14 protein-coding genes and 1 tRNA gene are annotated in these 22,601 nt (G+C 44.1%); 7 read left to right on the top strand and 8 right to left on the bottom strand.

The window, feature by feature from the left end; all coding sequences use genetic code 11:
- Window positions 1-69: 69 nt before the first annotated feature.
- Window positions 70-2,886, bottom strand: a complete 2,817-nt coding sequence (locus DL796_RS01910) for a M1 family metallopeptidase (RefSeq protein ID WP_110199439.1) — start codon at window positions 2,884-2,886, stop codon at window positions 70-72.
- 192 nt (window positions 2,887-3,078) lie between these two features.
- On the opposite strand from DL796_RS01910, the gene DL796_RS01905 reads away from it, so the two are divergent.
- The 6 genes from DL796_RS01905 (at window position 3,079) to DL796_RS01880 (ending at window position 12,267) form a co-directional block, all read left to right on the top strand.
- Window positions 3,079-3,726 carry a PepSY-associated TM helix domain-containing protein gene (locus DL796_RS01905; RefSeq protein ID WP_110199437.1) on the top strand — a complete coding sequence of 216 codons (648 nt, stop codon included), beginning with the start codon at window positions 3,079-3,081 and terminating at the stop codon, window positions 3,724-3,726.
- A 9-nt stretch (window positions 3,727-3,735) separates the two neighbouring features.
- Complete coding sequence (locus DL796_RS01900; protein WP_110199435.1) at window positions 3,736-4,266, top strand: DUF2271 domain-containing protein; 531 nt, start codon at window positions 3,736-3,738, stop codon at window positions 4,264-4,266.
- 52 nt (window positions 4,267-4,318) lie between these two features.
- Window positions 4,319-5,146 (top strand): DUF4198 domain-containing protein, encoded by an 828-nt coding sequence (locus DL796_RS01895; RefSeq protein ID WP_110199433.1) that lies wholly within the window; start codon window positions 4,319-4,321, stop codon window positions 5,144-5,146.
- A 193-nt stretch (window positions 5,147-5,339) separates the two neighbouring features.
- Window positions 5,340-7,667: a TonB-dependent receptor domain-containing protein gene (locus DL796_RS01890; protein ID WP_110199431.1), complete on the top strand. Its 2,328-nt coding sequence runs from the start codon at window positions 5,340-5,342 to the stop codon at window positions 7,665-7,667.
- 266 nt (window positions 7,668-7,933) lie between these two features.
- Window positions 7,934-9,154, top strand: a complete 1,221-nt coding sequence (locus tag DL796_RS01885) for an efflux RND transporter periplasmic adaptor subunit (protein WP_110199429.1) — start codon at window positions 7,934-7,936, stop codon at window positions 9,152-9,154.
- A gap of 5 nt (window positions 9,155-9,159) precedes the next feature.
- Window positions 9,160-12,267: an efflux RND transporter permease subunit gene (locus DL796_RS01880; RefSeq protein ID WP_110199427.1), complete on the top strand. Its 3,108-nt coding sequence runs from the start codon at window positions 9,160-9,162 to the stop codon at window positions 12,265-12,267.
- A 42-nt stretch (window positions 12,268-12,309) separates the two neighbouring features.
- Here DL796_RS01880 and DL796_RS01875 read toward each other — a convergent pair whose 3' ends face one another.
- The 7 genes from DL796_RS01875 to DL796_RS01845 all read right to left on the bottom strand — a co-directional run bounded on the left by DL796_RS01875 (window position 12,310) and on the right by DL796_RS01845 (window position 21,388).
- Window positions 12,310-13,626 (bottom strand): DUF2254 domain-containing protein, encoded by a 1,317-nt coding sequence (locus DL796_RS01875; RefSeq protein ID WP_170114200.1) that lies wholly within the window; start codon window positions 13,624-13,626, stop codon window positions 12,310-12,312.
- Window positions 13,627-13,808: 182 nt separating this feature from the next.
- A tRNA-Ile gene (locus DL796_RS01870) sits at window positions 13,809-13,885 on the bottom strand.
- Between the two features lie 119 nt (window positions 13,886-14,004).
- Window positions 14,005-15,882 (bottom strand): RNA polymerase sigma factor RpoD, encoded by a 1,878-nt coding sequence (gene rpoD, locus DL796_RS01865; protein WP_110199423.1) that lies wholly within the window; start codon window positions 15,880-15,882, stop codon window positions 14,005-14,007.
- 149 nt (window positions 15,883-16,031) lie between these two features.
- On the bottom strand, window positions 16,032-17,813 hold the full coding sequence (gene dnaG, locus DL796_RS01860; protein WP_110199421.1) for a DNA primase: 1,782 nt from the start codon (window positions 17,811-17,813) through the stop codon (window positions 16,032-16,034).
- A 135-nt stretch (window positions 17,814-17,948) separates the two neighbouring features.
- Window positions 17,949-18,395, bottom strand: coding sequence for a GatB/YqeY domain-containing protein (locus DL796_RS01855; protein WP_110199419.1), 447 nt, complete (start codon window positions 18,393-18,395; stop codon window positions 17,949-17,951).
- Window positions 18,396-18,450: 55 nt separating this feature from the next.
- Window positions 18,451-18,666, bottom strand: a complete 216-nt coding sequence (gene rpsU, locus DL796_RS01850) for a 30S ribosomal protein S21 (RefSeq protein ID WP_110199417.1) — start codon at window positions 18,664-18,666, stop codon at window positions 18,451-18,453.
- Between the two features lie 157 nt (window positions 18,667-18,823).
- Window positions 18,824-21,388: a TonB-dependent receptor plug domain-containing protein gene (locus DL796_RS01845; protein WP_110199415.1), complete on the bottom strand. Its 2,565-nt coding sequence runs from the start codon at window positions 21,386-21,388 to the stop codon at window positions 18,824-18,826.
- 181 nt (window positions 21,389-21,569) lie between these two features.
- Between DL796_RS01845 and tsaD the strand changes: the two genes are divergently transcribed.
- Window positions 21,570-22,592 (top strand): tRNA (adenosine(37)-N6)-threonylcarbamoyltransferase complex transferase subunit TsaD, encoded by a 1,023-nt coding sequence (gene tsaD / locus DL796_RS01840; protein WP_110199413.1) that lies wholly within the window; start codon window positions 21,570-21,572, stop codon window positions 22,590-22,592.
- The last annotated feature ends 9 nt before the right edge of the window (window positions 22,593-22,601 follow it).

Here is a 22,601-nt window from a genome sequence, read left to right as displayed (position 1 = left end):
AGCTAAAGGGATTCTATCCAGTAATAAAAAAAGCGCTCAATAAGAGCGCTTTTTTGCGGCATCACAGCGTTACTGTTTGCTAAGGTATTGCTTAACATCCTCTTGGTGGTGCTTCACCTGTGCCATACAAAGCTCAATCGACTCGATGCTTTGCTGATAGGCGCGTGGCGCACCGGCCAAATCTTTAATGATGGGACTGAAGAACTTCTTGAAATCTTGCTTCATAGGTGCAGAGCAGAAGAAGCGGCCCACGACCGGCAAGCGACTTTGACCGAAAGGTGGCACGCGCTCTTTGACGCCTTCAAAGTTGGTTTTAAACCACTCCCACATTGGCTCTCGAAGTTCATCAATATTCAGTTGCCCAACTAAAATTGAGTAAATTTCATTATCGCGTAACGACTCGGACAGTATTAACTCGCGCAGCTCGGTGGCGTATTCAGGATCTTTCACTGCACCTAAACCGTTTAACAAACGACCGCGAACAGTACCGTCGTTAGATGCGTCAAAGAGCATTTTTAGATGCTTGGCGAAAGGTGTGCCTAAATCCTCTACCGCAACCTTAAGCGCGAGGCTAATGACGTTACTGTCAGCTTTTTCGGGGTGGAGGTTACCATCTTCTTTATAACCTGTGTAAGACACCGCCATAGTGGTTAAATATTGACGAACCACTTTGTCTTCGCCTTCTTGGGCCAAGAAATCGACGAGTGAATTACGCAGCTGAATCGTATTTACGCTATCGTTTTTCTTGGTCTCTAGACCAAGCTCTGTTAGACGAGGCCCATAAAGGTCACGATTTAGCTTGGCCAGTTTCGCTTTTTGTTCTTCGTCCTTGACGATCTCGTTATAAGCAAAACTGAGTAAGCTACTCGGGCCCATGGCTATCGCTTCAGAGTCCGAGGATATGATTCGAGGAGCAACTTTCACCAAGTCTTCAAAGGATAAGTTGCCGGCATTAATGGCGCCTAGCAAACTATTGTTGAGCGACATCATCTCGCGAGTATTAAGGCTTGCTTTATGATTTAACAACGACTGCCAGCCATCGCTACTCATGCTAAAGCGATAATACCCAGCGCCATCAGCATTAGGCATAAAATACGCAGGGCAACCCTGCTCAGGAAGTTCAATGGTCTGCTGCTTCTCTTCTAGTACTTCACATAGCTGATGTTCGTTGCCATCGATGGCGTATTTAAAGCAAGCCGGCACTTTCCAAGTTTGGTCAGTGGAGCCTTTCGAGCCAATAGGCAAATAGCGAGACTGTTCGATAGCTACACTACTATTTTTCGACTCGTCACAACTTAATTCCACCTTAAGGTAAGGAATTCCTGGCTGCTCTAAGAAGCTGTTGAATGCCTGCTGGATCGTTTCTAGCGGGATATCCGGTGACTTTTCACCAATCGCTGTAATAAAGTCTTGAGCCGTAGCATTTCCGAACTCAAACTTTTTCATGTAGTTCTGAATACCCGCCCTAAAGTTTTCAGGGCCCAAGAAAGCTTCGATCATGCTTAACACACCGCCACCTTTAGAGTAGGTAATACCGTCGAAAGCGGATTGAATATCATGATTACTTTCAATCGGTTGGCGGATTTGGCGTGCGCTAATTAAACTGTCTGAGGTCATCACGTTTAAAGAGCGATCGAGTAGTGCTTGTTTAAATTTTTGCTCCGGGTAAACCTTATCGTTAGATACATGCGCCATCCAAGTCGCGAAAGCCTCGTTGAGCCAAATGTCGTCCCACCATACTGGCGTCACCAAGTTACCAAACCACTGGTGCGCTAGCTCGTGCGCGTGCACGTTCATGTAAGCACGTTTTTGACTTAAGGAAATGGTGTTATCGAATAGTAGCAGCTGCTCTCTGTAGGTAATTAATCCGGCATTCTCCATGGCACCAGCGTTAAAGTCTGGCACTGCGACGATATCGAGCTTTTTATAAGGGTATGGGATTTGGAAATATTGCTCTAAGCCATTAAGAATGTCTTTGGTGTTTTTTAGGGCATAGGTTAGGCGATGGCCCTTACCCTTGGTCGCGATACCGCGCAAAGGAATGCTGAAATTACGCACGTCTGACTCTGGAATGTCTTGCCACTCAACCACATCAAAATCACCCACAGCAAAAGCGATTAAGTAGGTCGGCAAAGGCTTAGATTTGGCAAAGACAATCTTTTTCCAACCATTGCCTAGGTCTGTCTCAGAAACCGCAGGCGTATTGGTAAAGGCTTTATGCTCATTACGTACGGTCATGCTGTAAGTGAAAGGAACCTTGAAGGCAGGCTCATCAAAACCTGGAAAGGCCAAGCGTGCGGCCGTTGCTTCAAATTGAGTAAAAGCATAGTTCAGCTCACCGTCTTTTACGCGGTAGAGACCCTCTAATGCTTCGTTAAAAGGGGCTTCATAGTCAATCACTAATTGAGCCTGGCTGACAGGGATGACCTCTTCGAAACTGAGTTTAGCTACACCTGTAACATCCACCTCTTCGTAAGTCGCGCTTAGTGGCTCTTTTCCTTTGAGGGTTAGTGTGACGTTTTTTGCGGTAATATCACGGCCATGCAACCAGATGTGCGAAGTTGGCTCATCAATATTGAGCTGTATGGTAACAGTACCCGTAAAGGTTGGCTTATCGGGATTCACCTTGAGATGAATATCGTAAGCCGTGGGCTGAATGCTCGCTGGCAAACGTCCTCTAGGGATATCGTCTGGATAGTTTGACTCTAGAGAGTCGGCGGTTGGCGTTTTCTTTTCCCGCTCTAATTGCTCACTTTGCTGTTCTTTAAGCGATTTAATGACCGTTGTATTCGCCTCTACAACTTCTTGTTTTTGTACTTCTTCCTGCTCACAACCACTGATTACTACAAGCGACAAAAATGTTGCTATAAACCACTGATATTTCATAGTTTACCCCAAAGTAGACCTATCCTAATTATAAGAGTCCATAGCATACATAAAATATTGTTTTGCGACTAGAAAAACGGTGACTAGCGAACCTGTTTTGGCTTTGACAAAAAGATTTCTTGCAATATGCATATAAACGATTATGATTCGCATTAACGTTTAGAGTTTGGCTGGGGTTTTGAGTTAAAAAACATGTCAAAAAAGAGAAAGAATAAAAAATCCTTTTGGATGAAGCAGATGCATACATGGCATTGGATTAGCTCTGCTATCTGCTTGATTTGCATGATTTTATTTGCGATTACGGGGATTACACTTAACCACGCTAGTTTTTTTGAATCAGAACCTGAGGAGAAAGTGGTAGAAACAGTGATCCCACAAGAGGTCTTGGTGTCTCTACAGCTTCAAACCGAGCGAGCAATTGAGCAAGGCTCGTTGGATAACTTAGAGTTTTCTAACGGTTTCATTGCTTACTTGGAAGACAAGATTCCTCATGATTTGTCTTTATTAAAAGAACAGCCAGATTGGAGTGAAGAAGAGATTTATATACAAAAACCACTGCCTGGTGGTGACGTTTGGATGTCGGTTGATATACCCAGTGGTGAGCTGGTTTATATGCATACTGAACGAGGGATTATTGCTTGGCTTAATGATTTACATAAAGGGCGTAATACCAGTCTTGTTTGGATTTGGTTTATCGATATTTTTGCCATCGCAACGCTAATTTTCTGCTTAACAGGATTAGTTCTATTACAGTTGCATTCCAAAAATAGACCTTCTACTTGGTATGTCACTGCTGCTGGAATTATTGTGCCAGCTATTTTAGCTATTTTTCTAATTTAAGGTTGTTATATGTTTAATCGTCAATGTTTTATTAATAGCAAGAAACTGCTTGCAGGAATCTTTTTGTTTACTTTATCTATTTCAGCTAAAGCTGTGGATAAGGGAGAGTTTGTATTAACTATCACGATTCCGAAAAAAAGTGTTGTTGAGTATCACGCCCCATATATTGCGACGTGGATTGAAAATGATAAACGAAAAACCGTAGCGTCGACCAGCTTATGGTATGACGATCAAGAAAAGTGGCTGAAAGATATCCGTCGTTGGTGGCGTAAAACCGGTCGCAGCCAAAAGAAACCTTATGACGGTGTTACTGGAGCAACAAGAAGGCCTGGCGAACATCAGTTGGTATTACGAAGTGAAGACACCAGTGAGCTTCTGGAAGATGGAGACTACGTTCTTTACATCGAAGCAGCAAGAGAGGTTGGTGGGCGTGAAGTATTGTCATTACCTTTTTCATGGCCAATAACCGAGTCTACTGAAGTGTCTGCTTCTGGGGAAAATGAATTAGGAAAAGTGACTTTGACGATTAGTCCTAGATAATTATTCATTACGAATCATTAAGTAGAAAATTTTTTAAATCATAGGTGAGTTTATGAAGTGTATTAAATTATCATTATCAGCGGTATTACTAACAGCGCTCTTATCATTAACCGCACAAGCACATAAGCGTTGGTTATTACCTTCAAATTTTAGTGTTTCAGAGCATCAGTGGATTACAGTGGATGCCTCGGTATCAAATAACCTGTTTTACCCAGACCGTCGCTGGCCTCTAGAGGGAATTAAGGTAATAAACCCTCAAGGCAAAGAACAAGGGATTGAGAATGCTCTGGAAGGAAAGAGGCGAAGTGTTTTTGATGTCAATCTAGACCAAGATGGTACTTATAAGATTGGTGTTAAAGGTGATATGTATTTTGCTAGCTACCCTAACCCTGACTACAAAGAAGGCGAACGTAAAAATATTCGAATTCGTGCTTGGAGTTTAGAAGACTTGGATAAAAAAGTTCCAAGCGATGTGAAAGATATTAAGTTTGCTCGCTCTATTAACCGCCTAGAAACCTATGTAACTGTAGGGGAACCTACGAATGAAGTCTTTAGCATTGAAAAAAGCGGCTTAGAATTCTCTCCGGTAACTCACCCTAACGATCTTTACCAAGGTGAGAAGGCGACATTACAGTTTTTGGTCGATGGCGAGCCAACGGAAGGTGTAGACGTTGTCATTGTATGGGGTGGCACTCGTTATCGTGATCAAGAAAATGAATTAACACTTACCACTGATGAAAAAGGGCAGGTTAATTTTGATTTAAACCAAGCCGGCCGCTTTTTGGTTGAAGCGTCTTATGAAAAAGACACTTCTGAGCAACCAAAGTTTAAACAAACCTATCTTGGTTACTTAGCCACTTTTGAAGTTCTTCCGCTATAAATCTATATAATCTATTGCTAGTGGCTCTGGTGAAGAACCTTGCCACTAGCTTCCTAATTCCATTAAGCACACCTTGATTTTCCCTACATAACTCTCTGTTTATAAAGACCTTAACATTTCTCCGATTTGTTATTGATATTCTAAATGAAAACCATTATCATTCGCGTGCTTTCGTAAACCATGAGTATGAATAATGAATAACAACGTTAGAAATTTTGTATATTTACTTAGTTTGGCAGGGATATCGACATCAGCATTTGCTGAAAAAAGTTTTAATGATAATGATCCAGAAACGATAGTTGTTACAGCTTCTGGTTATGAGCAGAAGTTGGCTTCGGCACCGGCAAGTGTAACGGTTGTCAGTCGTGATGATTTACGCATGAAGCCTTATACGAGTCTTGCAGATGCGTTACGCGATATTGAGGGTATCGATGTTGGTAGCGGCCAAGATAAAAACGGTAATATCAGTATTACCATGCGTGGTTTACCGTCAGATTATACATTGGTATTGATCGATGGCCGCCGTCAAAGTGATATCGGTAACATTGGCCCTAACAATTTTGGCAATAGCCAATTTATGTATATGCCACCGTTGGAGGCTATTGAACGAATAGAAGTTGTTCGTGGGCCTATGTCAACATTATATGGTGCTGATGCCATTGGTGGTGTGATTAATATTATTACTCAAAAGAACGCCACTGAAACTCATGGCAGTGTGACCGTGAGTAAAAGCTTTCAAGAAGATTCGCAATATGGTGATGATTCTAAATTTGATTTCTTCTTAACAGGACCTACAGGAATTGATAGTTTGAGCTACACTTTACGAGGCAGCTTTTATGATCGTGATAATAGTGAGCCAGGCTATAGCGAAAGTTTGCCTTTACCTGATGGTAGCTTATGGGAAGATGAGGGAAGCTTTGGTGATAAGAAGATTGTTGCAGCAAAAAATTGGAATGCTGGTATTACTTTAAATTACGCTGTTAATGATAATCACGACTTAACTTTTGAGTACGATACAGCAAAGCAACGCTATGATAATACTGAAGGCCAAGTTGGTACGCTTGATAGCCCTGTTAGTCTATGGCGGTTAAGAGGTGGTATTGTTAATCCTCGAGTAGGCTATGCGCCTTATCAGCGTTTTGAGCGTGAACAGTTTGTTATTGCTCATGTAGGACGTTTTGAAAATGGAACTTTAACTACGAATCTAACGCGTAGTACTAGTGATAATTTGGGGCGTTCATTACCTTTAACGGTGGAAGAGCGTTTACAAGTTCAGGATATTTGGGATCAAGCTGTTATTGACCAAGGTACTAGTGATCCTGAGTTAACGGATGCAATTTATCAGCAGTTAGAAGACACATTTTTACCACGACCACAGCGCCCTTTAAGCCTTGATAATACGATCTTAAACTCTGTATATGAATCGAACTGGGAAGACCATTACTACATTATCGTTACACAGTTTTTTGAAGCCGATATGGAAGATGGTGCCTTTGGTTTCTATGGTGATGACTATATTGCTGGTACTGAGCAAACTCACCGCCAGATAGCATTGTTCGCTGAAGATAGCTGGGACTTCTCAGATAATGCAACGTTAACAGCTGGCGCACGTTATGATGATCATAATGTCTTTGGTGGTCAGTTTAGTCCTCGTTTGTATTTGAACTATCGTCCTGCTGACGAGTGGACTGTTAAAGGTGGTATTAGTACTGGTTATAAAACGCCTCGTCCGGATCAGTTATTCCCAGGCATTGTTGGCTTTGGCGGTCAAGGTACGATTCCTTTTGTAGGTACTCCTGATTTACAGCCAGAAACCAGCGTGAACTATGAAGTTGCTGCTTACTATAAGGGTAATGGACCATTTAGCGGTAATATCACATTATTCTTTAATGACTTTAAAGATAAAATCATTACTCAAGATCGTTTACCAAATTGCGAAGTTGCAGTAGGTAATGAGCCTTGCGTTGATGTTGGTGAAGGTTGGGCGGATTTAGGTAGCGTAAGCTTTAGACAAGCTGATAATGTAGATAAGGCGCGTACTAAAGGTATCGAGTTCGCTGCTAAATATAGATTTACAGATAACTTTAACTTGAAAGGTAACTATACTTATACAGATAGTGAAGTGTTGAGTGGTGCTGATGCGGGTTTACCGTTAGTGAACACACCAAAAAATATGTTTAACGCAAGTTTAAACTGGCAAGTAAATCAAGAGTTTGCATTATCATTAATTTCCGAAGTACGTAGTAAGCGTTTCCGTGGTACTGCTGATGTACAAGGTCCTCAGGGTCCTGAAACTACAAAACTTTACTATAAAGCTTATGAGCTTTATCACTTGGCAGGTAACTATAAGTTTGAAAATGGTTTAACCCTAAATGCGAGAGTTAGCAACCTGTTAGGTGATGATTTATCTAGCAGAAGTTGTGTATTAGCTGCAACTCAAGACGAATATGAGTGTGTATCTGATTATAATACAACTGAAAAGGCTCGTAGTTTCTGGCTATCACTATCCTATGAGTTCTAACTTTTCTTAGTGAATTTTCTTTGTTAAGCACCTCAACCGAGGTGCTTTTTTTTATGCTATTGTTTCTGCAGGCCTTCACATACTGTTAGTTTCTTGCCATAAAGCTTCCATTGTTCATACCTCAGTCGTAATATTCTGTTACATTTATAAAGCTATACTTAAGAGTAGAATGTCGACGAAATGTTTACACTGTAGGCGCTATATTAAAGAGCAAGCACGGATTCTGCATTAATCCTTTATTTTCAAAAACTTATAAGCATTGAGTTATGAGCAGCAAAAAGAAAAACTTGTGGCTGTCCACAATATTACCTATCGCATTACTGGTGGCTATCATTATTTTGGTTAATGTGATGACCAGTAGTAAGCCTAAAGCATTTAGCCGAAAAGCGCCTGAGCGCGTAGAGACGGTTAATGTGAAGCCTGTGGAATATACCGATTATCAGGTCTTAATCGACTCGTATGGCAACATAGAAGCTGCTACATCGAGCCAATTAGTGGCGCAGGTGTCAGGACAAGTCACTGCCGTAGCTCCAAATTTCAAAACCGGTATGCCGATTAAGAAAGGGCAAAAGTTATTGCAGATCGATGATCGTGACTATCAAATTGAAGTACGAATAGCACGAGCTGAAGTTGCTAATGCACAGTTAGCGCTAAACGAAGAAAAAGCACGAGCCGAGCAGGCGCTTAAAGATTGGAAAAAAATTAACCCTAATAAAAAAGCTAGCTCATTAGTGTTGCGCGAGCCACAAATGGCATCGGCACAAGCTAAGCTAGACGCAGCTATTGCACGCCTAGAAAAAGCAAAGTTAGCGCTCAGCCGCACGCAGGTGGTGGCGCCTTACGATGGGTATATTGTAAAACGCTTGGTCAGCGAGGGTGAATTAATTAATAGCAATACGCCGGTAGCTGATATTTTTGCCAGCGACTCGTTGGAAGTGCGCTTGCCGGTGGCGAGTAATAAGGTACAGTTTCTAAAGACTGGCTCGGGAGAGGCTGCCCAAGTCAAACTCGAGGCTGATTTTGCTGGTAATACAAAGTCTTGGATCGTGCCTTTGGACAGAAGCGATAGCGTAATCGATAAAGATACTCGCCAATGGTATGTCACGGCAAAATTACCGAAAGACTTTTTGCAAAATAACCCGCAAGTAAAGGTGGGGCAGTTTGTTAGCGCTGAAATTGAAGGACGCCTATTGAAAGATGTAGTTATAGTGCCTTCAACAGTATTAACTTCAGATAATCGTGTTTTTAAATTTGTTGATGGAGCTGTCTACCGTCATAACATAAAAATACTGTGGCAAGACGATAAAGATACTGTTATCGATCCAGACGGCGCAGAAACTGAACTTGAGCCTGGAGATTTAGTGGTGACATCACGCTTGAACTTTGTCGCCGATGGCGCGAAAGCCAAAATTAGCGAACAGAGCTCTGTAGCTAGTCAGAATGCAAACGATGGTCTGGCGACTAAGTCAACTAATGGTGTGGAGTAGGTACTATGATTAGTTGGTTTGCAAGGAACTCGGTTGCCGCTAACCTATTAATGTTTGTCATTCTTATCGCTGGTGCTTTCACCATGTGGAAGCGGGTTACCGTAGAAACATTTCCCAGTATTGAGTTTGATTACATTAATGTCTCGGTGCCTTTTCGTGGTTCGACTCCAGAAGAAGTTGAGCAAACAGTATCAACCCGTATCGAAGAAGCGGTATATGACCTTGAAGGCATAAAACAAATATCTTCAACGTCCTCGGAAGGTATTGGGCGCGTCACCATTGAGGTTGACGAAGGCTATGACGTGAAAGACTTGCTCGATCAAGTTAAATCACGCGTTGATGCCTTGAACACGTTACCGCGAGAAGCCGAAAAGCCAATCATATCGCAGTCGATAAGACGCCGAGAAGCCATAAGCGTGGTTATCAGTGGTGATTTACCAGAAAAAGACTTACGACGTTATGCAGAGATTATCCAGCAAGAAATTGCCTCATTGCCCGGTCTTTCCCAAATTGAAACCTCAGGTGTTCGCGCTTATGAAATAGCGATTGAGTTTAACCAAAGTCAGCTTAACGAATATAATTTAACGTTGCAGGATGTGGCTAACGCGGTCAACAACCGGTCATTGGACTTATCCGCAGGACAAGTTCGTTCAGAGCGCGGGGATATCTTGTTGCGATTGAAAGGCCAGTCCTATACACGCGATGAGTTTACTCGAATTCCAATCCTCACCCGAGAAGATGGCACCATACTGGAGCTTGGCGATCTAGCTGTTATTCGTGATGGTTTTGAGGAAGAAAGTATTAACACTCGTTTCGATGGTAAGCCGTCGATCGAGCTGGAAATCTATCGAACCGGCACGCAAAGTACAATTGATGTTTCGGAAACGGTAAAGGCTTTCGTCGAGTCAAAACAAGACTCACTACCTACAGGGGTTAGTCTCTCCGTGTGGCGCGATCGTGCTAAGCCTCTCGAGGCGCGCCTTAGCACTTTGGTCAGCTCTGCTATCCAAGGGGGCTTGCTGGTCATATTGTTACTCGCATTGTTCCTACGTCCTAGTATCGCCATGTGGGTCAGTCTCGGTATTCCGATTGCGTTTGCCGGCGGTATGATTTTCATGCCTGAGCTCGGGATTAGCGTAAACCTTATCAGTTTGTTTGCCTTTATCTTGGTGCTCGGGATCGTGGTTGATGACGCCATTGTGACCGGTGAAAATATTTACAACCACCTGAATAAAGGCGCTAGTCCATTAAACGCCGCTATTGATGGCACCAAAGAAGTTGCAGTGCCAGTGACCTTCGGCGTGATAACCACTATGGTCGCTTTCTTACCGCTAGCTTTCATGGGCGGTGGCTGGGGAGTGTTCTATTCGCAGATTCCATACATTGTGATCCCAGTTTTAATTTTTTCGCTGGTGGAATCGAAGTTAATTCTGCCTGCTCATATTGGTCACACGAAACCGCGCCGTGAACAAAAGAAACCGAATAAAATTATTCAGTATCAACAGAGGTTCGCCAAAGGTTTTGAAAGCGCTATCTTAAAGTTCTATAAACCTATTTTGGATTTCGTGCTTGATCGTTGGCAGTTAAGTTTAGTCATCTTCCTTGGCATCCTTTTGCTGGTGTGGGCTAGTATTTCGAGTGGTTTAACGCGCTTTGTGTACTTCCCTCGGATTCAGAGTGAGATCGCGCGAGTGTCTTTAAAAATGCCTGAGGGCACGCCTTTTGAGTTAACCGATTCTTACGTTGAGAAAATTACTGATGCGGCTTTAAAGCTAAAAGAAAAGTACCGCAACGATGAGGGCGAGTCGCTTATCCAGCACATCTTCTCATCGAGTGGCTCGACTTGGGGCGGTGGCTCTGCGTCATCTAATATTGGTCGCGTTATGGTGGAAATGATGCCTCCTGAAAGTCGCGATGATGATATTACCAGTATGCAGGTGGTGTCCGAGTGGCGTAAGTTAATTGGCCCATTGCCTGGCGTGGAAACCTTAACCTTCCGTGCGGAAATTGGGCGAAGTGGCGATCCGATTGATATCCAGCTTCGAGGGTCGGATATTACGCGCTTAAACAGTGCGGCTAAAGAAGTTGAAGAAAGTTTGAGTGAAATTTCTGGCGTGTTTGATATCGCCGATAGCTTCTCTAAGGGTAAGCAGGAAATTCAATTTAAGCTGAAACCACAGGCTGAAACCCTTGGGCTTAGCTTGAGTGACTTAGCTCGTCAGGTGCGCAGTTCATACTTTGGTGTGGAAGTGCAGCGAATACAGCGAGGACGTGAAGATGTGCGTGTGATGCTACGCTTGGCGAAAGAGGAGCGAGGCAGTTTAGAGAGCTTAAACAGCTTGCTGATCAATACACCTGCGGGCGGCAAAATCCCACTGTCTCAGTTGGCTGAGCTTTCTTATGGCAAAAGCCCATCGAGTATTTACCGTATCGACCGCCAAAGAACTTTAAACATCACCGCCGATGTGGATAAAGTAAACGCGGATATTGAAGCGATTAAACGCCGAATTATTGATGAGGCAACGGCTATCGTTGCTAAATATCCTGGCGTGTCATTCAGCTTAGAAGGAGAGGCTCGCGAGCAAGAAGAGTCTAATACTAGCTTGATGATAAGCTTAGGCTTTGTGTTGTTTGCCATCTATATCTTACTGGCCATTCCGTTTAAGTCTTACGTGCAGCCTTTTGTTGTTATGACAGTGATTCCTTTCGGTGCAGCGATGGCGACGATTGGTCACTGGATCATGGGGATGCCGCTGTCGATCATGAGTATGATGGGAATGTTGGCCCTGACAGGGGTTGTAGTGAACGACTCGCTGGTATTGGTGGATTACATTAACCAACAGCGCAGGAACCACGGTGAAAGCCTGAAAAATGCTGTGTTACACGCTGGAGTAAGACGCTTACGCCCAGTGATGTTAACCTCATTAACGACTTTCGCTGGCCTGATGCCGCTAATCTTTGAAAAGTCGACCCAAGCCCAGTTCCTAATCCCAATGGCGGTGTCACTAGGGTTCGGTATTCTATTATCGACTGCGGTAACTCTGGTGTTAGTACCTTTGATGTATTACAAAGCGGCTCACGTAAAGCAGTTCTTTAGACGTAAAATCGCTTAAAACAAAAGGGCTTGAGTCTGTTGCGAAGACTCGAGCCCATTATTATGAAACCCCCAGTCGATAGTCTGACAGCACTTTCTCTAGCGCTTTTTGCTCTTCAGTGTCAGCAAAAAATTCTTTGATATGCTGGCGAATATAAGCAACTTGTAGATCGATAGCTTGATGTTCTTTGTTTGGATACGCAGAATTTTTCAGCTCCCCTAAGACAAAGATTAAATGCATTAAAATACCTGGCTTTTGCTTACCTGCATCCCTAATTTGCGATAAAGCACGAAAGAATACTTCTGGCTTGTGACAAGACTTGCCCACAACTCTTAGCTGATCAGACTCGTCATGGAATATATGACTTGGCAAATTGGAATCCATTAGTTGCGCTAGCAGGCCAGAAAATTTATCGAGCACAGTAATCGCTGTGAAATCATCATTTATGCCTGGCGATAAAGCACGAAGAGCAATTTCAACTAAGTGACGCACCGAATACTCGATGTCTTGCGCCCCAGTTCTGTTCTGACCCACATCAATACAATTAAAAAGTGCTGATTCAATGTCTGGTGTGATCTTATGCTCTGGGTAGACTTTGCCAGCTTGTTGTCCTTTAAAAAGATAATCACCGGCCATACAATTTAGCTCAATAACCAAGTCGTGCTCGGTCGCCACATCTAATAAGTTTGGGTACTGAATGTTTTGAATATAACCATCACGAGCACTAAAGATGGCACGACAGTTTGACTCGAAGTCACTGGGCTTTACCGCCGATTTAGACGTATTAGCTGGTTTTTCATCGGAAATTGATAGTCTCTCTAACGACTGCTGAATTTCGCAACTGACCCTAGTAATAGTGGTGTCAGCAATACCCGAGCGAGCAACGTGATTGACATAGCCTAAGAGGATAAACAGGTTGATAAAGGTTATGGCAAAACTTGTGCTGATTGATAGGCGAGGTGTTTGATCAAAGGTTGAGCTGTCATGCAATAAAATCAATAGGGTTAAACAAAGCGCAATGCTACCAAAAAAGAAACCGATATAGATTTGGGTGACACGACTACTCATAAAGGTGTTTATCAAGCGAGGGCCTAGCTGTGATGCCGAAAGGCTAAGAACCACCATGGTGATCGATATGACCAGTGTGGTCATGGTTATCATCCCAGAAAGCGTGGTTTGTAAAATACTTTTTGCGTCTTCGGTGCTACCGGCGTAGAGATAATCGATTTTATGCACCAACTCTGTATAGCGCAGCTCGAAAAGAAACACCCCGATAATTCCTGCTATAAAGCACAGCGAAATGACTACCGGTACATAAAATAAACTATTTCTAGTTAGCTCCCAAAGGTTATAGAGCTTTGAAACCCAAGACTTCATGACCATCCTTATGATTAAAGCGTTTTGCTATTGTTGGCTAAAAGTGCTTCGGAATCAATGAAGTTGTGGTTTGTCTTGTGGCATGCAGGGAGTTGGATTACCAAGAATACTAAGCAGAGGGTAGTGTCTAAAGGAAGCGGAAGTTAAATGCTTGGTATTGAGAAATGTATATTTTGTATAAATGGTGGGCCTTCCCAGACTTGAACTGGGGACCTACCGATTATGAGTCGGGTGCTCTAACCAACTGAGCTAAAGGCCCATTTATACAACTTGAAAAGAGGTGTTCTAAAAATGCTAACGCGCAGGAGTTTACGAAAAATCTTCTGCGCGTGCAATAATAAATCTGAATTAATTAAAACTAATTAAGATTCCTATTTCCTACTCATCAATATAAGTACGAAGCTTTTCTGAACGACTTGGGTGACGTAGCTTGCGCAAGGCTTTAGCTTCGATCTGACGAATACGTTCACGAGTTACATCGAACTGCTTACCGACTTCTTCTAACGTATGATCTGTATTCATATCGATACCGAAGCGCATACGAAGTACTTTCGCTTCACGGGCGGTTAAGCCAGCTAGGATTTCGTCGGTTACTTCTTTCAAGCTTTCGCCTGTCGCAGCGTCCACTGGAGAGTCGATCGTTGAGTCTTCGATAAAGTCACCAAGATGTGAATCTTCATCATCACCAATCGGCGTTTCCATCGAAATCGGCTCTTTGGCAATTTTAAGGACTTTACGGATCTTATCTTCCGGCATTTCCATACGTTCTGCCAACTCTTCCGGCTGTGGCTCACGGCCCATTTCCTGAAGCATTTGACGAGAAATACGGTTTAGCTTGTTGATGGTTTCAATCATGTGTACCGGGATACGGATGGTACGAGCTTGGTCAGCAATCGAACGAGTAATCGCCTGACGAATCCACCATGTTGCATAAGTTGAGAACTTATAACCACGGCGGTATTCGAACTTATCGACCGCTTTCATCAAACCAATATTACCTTCCTGAATCAGATCCAAGAATTGTAAGCCACGGTTGGTGTATTTCTTAGCGATTGAGATAACCAAACGTAGGTTTGCTTCAACCATTTCTTTTTTCGCGCGGCGAGCTTTCGCTTCACCAATCGACATTTCACGGTTAGCTTCTTTGATTTCAAGCACCGATAAGTCACAGCTTTCTTCTACTAGCTGCATTTTGCGCTGAGCTTTGCGAATATCTTCGGCATACTCTGCTAAAGCTTCTGAGTATTTACTTTTCTTTGCAAGATGACCGTCTAACCACTCAGGATTGGTTTCTGAGCCTGAGAAAGTAGAAATAAAGGTCTTACGCGGCATACGTGCTTTTTTCACAGCCATGTGCATGATATAGCGTTCTTGCTCACGAATGCTGTCCATCTTAGTACGAAGGTTTTGTACTAAGTAGTCGAACATACGTGGTGCCAGCTTGATATTCATAAACAGCTCGCACATCGCTTCAATTTGCTTAATCGCTGACTTGTGGTCGCGACCGTAGCGCTTAATGGCTTTTACTGTTTTATCATATTGCTTAGCAAGTGCAGCGAATCGCTCTTCGGCTTCTTCTGGATCTGGGCCAGTATCCACTTCTGCAGCTTCTTCATCATCCGCGTCATCTTCATCATCTTCGACATCATCAAGATCTTCGTCTTCAGCTTCCGCTTCGGCATTAGCGCTCGCTATTTTAGCTGCTTCAGATTCTTCTTGAACGAACTCCGCTTCTTCACCGTCGAGGAAGCTGTTTACGATATCGGTAAGACGGATAAACTCGTTTTTATACTGGTCATATTCTTCAAGTAGAATACGAATCGTGTCAGGGTAGTTACCAATCGCAGTAAGAACCTGGCGAATACCTTCCTCAATACGCTTGGCAATATCAATTTCGCCTTCACGAGTAAGAAGTTCAACACTACCCATTTCACGCATGTACATACGAACTGGGTCAGTTGTACGGCCAAACTCACCATCGACACTGGCTAAAGCGGCAGCAGCTTCTTCAGCGGCTTCTTCGTCAGTCACTGACTCATCGTTAATGATCAACTCATCGGCATCAGGCGTTGTTTCATAAACCTGAATACCCATGTCGTTGATCATTCGGATTATGTCTTCGATCTGCTCTGGGTCGACAATATCTGGCGGCAGGTGATCGTTCACCTCCGCATAGGTTAAGAACCCTTGTTCTTTACCTTTCGCGATGAGTAACTTTAATTGTGACTGCTGTGACTGTTGCGAATTCTCTGACATCTAGAATACCTTTGTTGTGATCACACACCATTTGCGTATATACGCGAATTCATAATTGGCTAGGCGTTAGGCGCACATAACCCTCGCGGTTAACGCATGGCGAACCGCAAATTATACAGAATTTGCCCCCTTTTCAGCAAGCGTTAGCTTTACCCTGATTTTTGAGGCTTTTGCTTGGCCAACAATAGTAATTGCTGGTATTCGGATTTTTCTGTAGCCGTTAGTTTCTGACCTGATTGTTCATCCTTTAATCGGAGGTAATCCAAACGTTGAGTTTGGGCCTGGCGAAGGAGTTGTTTCATGCAGTCTTGGAGCTCTGCTTGCTCATTACCCCGCATCCGCTCTTCTCGTTGGTGAATTGCGAGCTGAGAAAGCCTTTGATAGAGCTTATCATGTTCTCGCCAATGCTCGAGCAGGGTACCTGTAGTGATATTGGGGTTTCTGTGAATAATTTCAAGGAGCTGCTGTAACAGCTTAGGGCCCTTATCGGGTAATGTTTTTAGCCATGCGAAGTTGTTAATCGCCAAGCCTAACGATGGTTGCTGTAACAGTAAGGTTAAGGCTAACTGGATCGTTTTATTGGTTTTACCAGATTTTTGCGTTGACTGCTGTCTTGGCGTCGTTTTCGGCTTTTCTTCGGGCTGGGCAATGATTTTCTCTAATTTTTCAACCGACAACTGAGCTTTTTTAGCCAAAGCATGGCTAAAGAATTCGTGATAAATCGGATCAGTAACCTTCTCCATGTAGGGTTTAGCTAGATGAACCAGTTGCCCACGACCAGAAACCGAGTCTAAATCCACCTGCGAGGCTAGATGTTCGAGTAAAAACTCGAACAGTGGCGTCGCTTCTTGGACTTGCTGGGTAAAGGCTTCTTGGCCCACCTTGCGTACCATTGAGTCTGGATCTTCGCCATCGGGCAAAAACATCAACTTAATTTCACGACCATCTCGAAGTTGGCTTAAGCCATGCTCCAGGGCGCGTAAGGCGGCATCACGACCGGCTCTATCACCGTCGAAACACAGCACCAACTCGCGTGTGGTACGAAACAGTTGTTGCAAGTGACTCTCTGTGGTCGCCGTACCAAGGGTTGCTACTGCGTTGGTGAAGCCAAATTGAGCAAGCGCTACCACGTCCATATACCCTTCGACAATCAGCAAGCGTTTGAGTTTACGGTTCGCTTGGCGTGCCTCGTAAAGGCCATAGAGTTCGTTGCTTTTGTGAAAAATAGGAGTTTCAGGAGAGTTTAAATACTTCGGCTCCCCTTGATCGATAATGCGGCCGCCAAAAGCTATCACGCGACCACGTTTATCCTTGATCGGGAACATGATGCGGTCACGGAAGCGGTCGTAGCTTGAGTTGTCTTTTTTGATCAACATGCCACAATCGACGAGTTGCTGCTGAAGCTTCTTGTCGCTTTTCAGTTTTGGAAAAATTTTCTCTAGATTGCGCCATTCATTTGGCACGAAGCCAATACCAAACTGTTTAGCTATCTCGCCACTTAAGCCGCGCTTTTTTAAGTACTCAACGGCGGGCTTGCCCTGAGGTGTGGTCAATTGACGCTGGTAGAACTTAGCAATTTTCTCCATTAAGTCATAAAGAGACACATCGACCTTAGGGCGGTTGGGCGCGTTTTCATCGCGCGGAACCTCCATTCCAAGGCTCGACGCCAGCTCTTCGACAGCATCCGGAAACTCTAAGCGATCGTACTCCATGATAAAGCCAATGGCGTTGCCATGAGCACCGCAACCAAAGCAATGGTAAAACTGTTTATCTTGGCTGACCGAGAAAGAAGGGGTTTTTTCGCCGTGGAAAGGGCAACAAGCCTTATAGTTGCTCCCTGCTTTTTTTAATGGCAGGCGCGAATCGATCAAGTCGACAATATCAACTCGAGCTAAAAGCTCTTGAATAAATTGCTGAGGGATAAGGGCCATTATTCTTTCTTAGAGAGAAACGTTTTATTAGGACACGACAAATTGTTAGCCCAATCATAGCAGAGGGCGCTTATTTTACCTAGCTTGTAAGAAAATAGTCTTGTAGAAAAATTGTTTTAAAACAGAAAAGTCTAATTAAGACAAACGAGCCTTAATTTTACCACTCACGGCGCCCATGTCTGCGCGACCTTGAAGTTGTGGTTTTAATAGCCCCATGACCTTGCCCATATCTTTCATTGATTCTGCGCCAGTTTTGTTTACGGCATCTTCAATCAGGGCGCTGACTTCTTCGTCAGTCAATGGTGCTGGAAGGAAATCTTGTAGAACTTCGATTTCAGCTTTTTCGATATCGGCGAGTTCTTGACGGCCGGCATCTTCGTACTGCTTAATCGAGTCACGACGCTGTTTTACGAGCTTGTCTAAGATAGCAAGAATGGCCGCGTCATCTAACGTTTCACGAGTGTCTACTTCGACCTGCTTAATAGCAGACAAAGCTAAGCGGATAGTGCTCAAGCGCTCTTTTTGCTTAGCGCGCATGGCATCTTTCATGGCTTCTTTTAGACGATCATGTATTGCTGACACGGCTATCCTCTCACTTATCTAATGCGTTCTTAAAAAGAATTGCTTCAATAAGCTCTTAATACAAGCGAATGCGACGAGCGTTTTCGCGAGCTACTTTTTTCGCTGCACGCTTTACTGCCGCTGCTTTTTCACGCTTGCGTACAGATGTTGGCTTTTCGTAGTATTCACGCTTACGAACTTCAGCCAAAATACCTGCTTTTTCGCATGAGCGCTTGAAGCGACGTAATGCAACGTCAAATGGCTCGTTATCTTTTACTCTTACGCTTGGCATTAAAAATCACCTAACCTTTAAGTTAATGTTAATAAAATCAGAAAGTTAACTTCTTGAAATGAAACTATTGACTCAAGAAGGGCGCAAATTTTAAACATTTTTCAGGCAAAAAGCAAAGAAAAGGCCCCTTTCGAGGCCATTTATTTGCGATCTTTGTTTAATTTGATGGGCTGAGGTCTAATTTGACGTAGTAAAAAGCACCATTTATACCGAATGGAGTGGACTCCCAAGGGTAGATATAGTTACCAAACTCCGGAGCGTCACTAATAAAACGGTGAACGGCGTTCTCTGGTAATTTATCTGGATATTCATCGGTGATGTTGTTACCACCAACCGTTAATCGGACACCGTTGTCGAAGTCATAACGCACTTCTAGATCTGCTAACCACTTGGCGCTTGAGCGGACTGAAGGTGATGGGTCGATTCCCAAGGCACCATTACAAACGTCAGGGTTAGAGGTTGGAATGCCCAATCCTTGGCAGGTAAAGAAGGAGGTTTTGACTTTACCGTATCGGTTAACTTTCAATGATGACGACCAGTTATTGAGCGCCCAGTCTAAACCAAGCATCAAGCGCTGGCGTGGTTGACCGGTTTCAATATTATCGACTTGTGCTTGCGAGAATAGTGTTTCAGGCAAAACGCCTTGTGGTGCATTAATTTCTTTGACTTCAGTGCGATTGTAATGACTTAACCAGGTGAAGGTGTAATCGCCCAAGCCTTCAGTTCCCCAATCGTAAGTTAATACAAAGTCTGCCCCGAAGGTCTCAGTATCAATTGCATTGGAAAAGAATTGGCCTTTGTTATAACCATTGGCGTTGAGATAATCCAAAGCTGGTTGGTTTACCACAGGGTTGCCATTAGCATCAGCATTTTGCCCATTTAAGCCACCCCCCAGCACGATTCGGTCTTCGATATCGATTTGATAAGCGTCGAGCGACATGCTGAGGCCGTTACCTGGGCTATACACTGCGCCAAGGCTCATATTATCCGAAGACTCGTGCTCAAGTTTATTAACACCATAGGCGGCTGCGAATTCGCTACCCTCTGGGGCATGATAAGTTTGCGACAATTCAGTGCCGTCAACATCGGTAAAAACAGTTGTGAATGCGCGTTGGGCTAAGCTTGGTGCGCGGAAGCCGGTCGATACCGCACCTCTTAAGCCAAAGGTTTCAGTAAGATCCCAACGAGCTGATATTTTTCCGGTGGTAGCGTCGCCTGCATCGCTGAAGTCTTCGTAGCGGGCAGCAATACCAAGCAGGAAGTTATCGCTTAGGTTGGACTCCATGTCGATGTAAAAGGCATAGTTGTCACGCTCGCGCTGACTTGCCGCTGAAATTTCAGGACTGTAACCTGGGAAGCCTTGCATGCCGCAGGCCGCAGCAACGTTTGGATCGATAACTGAAGGGAATGGATTGTTGGTGCTGCCTGTGTAACCACAAGAGTATGAAACCAGCTCACCAGCGTTGATACCATAGTCCTCTTCGCGGTACTCGATACCCGTGGAAAAATACACATCGTCGTGCAATCCCCAGTCCAACGGACTACTTAAATCAAAGTTATAGGTTAATTGCTGAAATTCGATACCACCACTATCGGCACGTGTTGGACCTGCGTTAGCGGCAATTTCCGCGTCCGTTGCGCCAGGATTGTTAGCCACATACTGAGCGGCGATGGAGGCGTTCAAAGAGTTTGAGGCGATGAAGCCGTATTCGTTTTTGCCATAAACCGCACTTAAGTCATACTCCCACGATTCGCCAATAAAGTCGCGAATACCAAATGCTAGGGAGGTGTCGTCGACGCTGGTGTTCTGTAATGGTAAAAAGCCATCGGGATACACTTGTGGCACGTTGCGATCAGCGCGATCTTCAAAACGGTAGAAGCCACCAGATTGACCAGAGCGCGATGAAACGCCACCGAAGAAATAGGCAATGCCTGCTTCACCATTAAAGAACAGGTATTTATTTTCAGCAGAAGAATCGCCCAGTCGCATAATCACGCGATCTTTGCGATTACTGATTCCGGCACGGTTGGTTGCGTCACGATCTCGAAACTCGGCGGTGAGATTTAAGAATCCAGTATCACCTAGCTCGATGGTACTGTTGGCGGAAACTTGCTTAACTGTTCCGTCGCCTTCTTTAGTTTGGCCCCATTTACCAGAAATTGTGGTGCCAGCGCTTCCGCCTTTGAGGATGATGTTGATTACACCAGCAATAGCGTCGGAGCCATATTGAGCGGCTGCGCCATCACGTAAAACTTCGATATGCTCAATTGCGGAAACGGGGATTGAGTTGATATCAGTACCCGCAGAACCGCGACCGATGGTTTGTTGGATATTAACCCACGCCTGGCTGTGGCGACGTTTACCATTAACTAATATCAGTACCTGATCGGGGCCAAGGCCTCTTAGCGTCGCTGGACGAATGATATCGGTACCATCGCTGACGGTGGTGCGCGAAAAGTTGAAGGATGGCGCTAATTTTTGCAAAAGCTCACCAACTTCGCTGGCGCCGGATTCCTCGATGATGTCGCTAGTGATTAAGTCAACCGGAACGGCTGTATCTTCAATCGTTCGGCCGCTGACTCGGGTACCTGTGACAATGATGGTTTTAGAGTCCTTTGCAGTGTGCTCTTTCGAGCTACTTTCTTGCGCGGCTTGAGTGGTGGTGGAGTATGTTGTTGCTAAAGCGGTAATTATTGCCGCGTGAATTATGGTTTTTTTCATGATTTCCCCCTATATGGTAGAAGCATAAAGGTAGCGGTTAGAACCGCCATAAACTGTGATATCAGTCGGGTTGATACAATGTAACTTGAGTTTTGTAGGATGTTTCACACACTCTCGCTATAGCCGTTCAAATTCTATATAATTCCTGCATTGTTTTACGATTAATTAAAGCGAATTTGCATTGAAAATACTGGGGATTGAAACATCTTGTGATGAAACTGGCGTAGCTATATATGATTCTGAAAAGGGAATCATTGGCGATGCACTTTATAGTCAGGTCGAATTACACGCTGAGTATGGTGGTGTAGTGCCAGAGTTGGCTTCGCGCGATCATGTACGCAAAACAATCCCGCTGGTTAAAGAAGTATTAAAGCAAGCCAATTGTAACCAAGAAGATATTGATGCAATCGCTTATACCAAAGGACCTGGGTTGATTGGAGCCTTGTTTGTCGGATCTGGTGTAGGTCGAAGCTTGGCCTATGCTTGGGATATCCCTGCTATTGGCGTGCATCATATGGAAGGGCATTTATTAGCGCCAATGCTAGAAGACGATAAGCCTGAATTTCCGTTTGTGGCACTGCTGGTTTCTGGCGGTCACACGCTTTTGGTCGATGTGGAAAGTTTGGGGCAATACAACATTCTAGGTGAATCGATTGATGATGCTGCCGGTGAGGCTTTCGATAAAACAGCAAAGATTATGGGGCTTGGTTATCCGGGTGGGCCAGCACTTGCGAAACTCGCGGAAAAAGGCCAAGCAGGGATTTATAAGTTACCACGCCCGATGACCGATAGGCCTGGCTTAGATTTTAGTTTTAGTGGTCTAAAAACTGCGGTGGCTAATTTATACAATAGCTCTGATAAGTCTGAGCAATCCCTAGCCGATATCGCTTATGCGTTTCAAGAAGCGGTGGTTGATACCATTTTTATCAAATGCCGAAGAGCGCTAGAGCAAACAGGCAGAAAGAGACTTGTTGTATCGGGTGGTGTTAGCGCGAATGTTGCTTTAAGAGCAAAGCTCACCGACTTACTTGAGTCGAAAGGCGGTAAAGCTTATTACCCACGCCCTAAATTCTGTACCGATAATGGTGCCATGATCGCTTACGCGGGATTTTGTCGCTATCAGGCAATTCTAAAAGGCCAAGGTGAATTCGAAGAGCCAGCGGTTAGAGCTAAACCACGTTGGCCGATTGGAGAGCAGGGTTAATTATGAAAT

Source organism: Kangiella spongicola, assembly GCF_003194565.2.
Taxonomy (GTDB): domain Bacteria; phylum Pseudomonadota; class Gammaproteobacteria; order Enterobacterales; family Kangiellaceae; genus Kangiella; species Kangiella spongicola.
The sequence above is the reverse complement of the archived record's forward strand: the minus strand, read 5'-3'. Positions and strand labels throughout refer to the sequence as shown.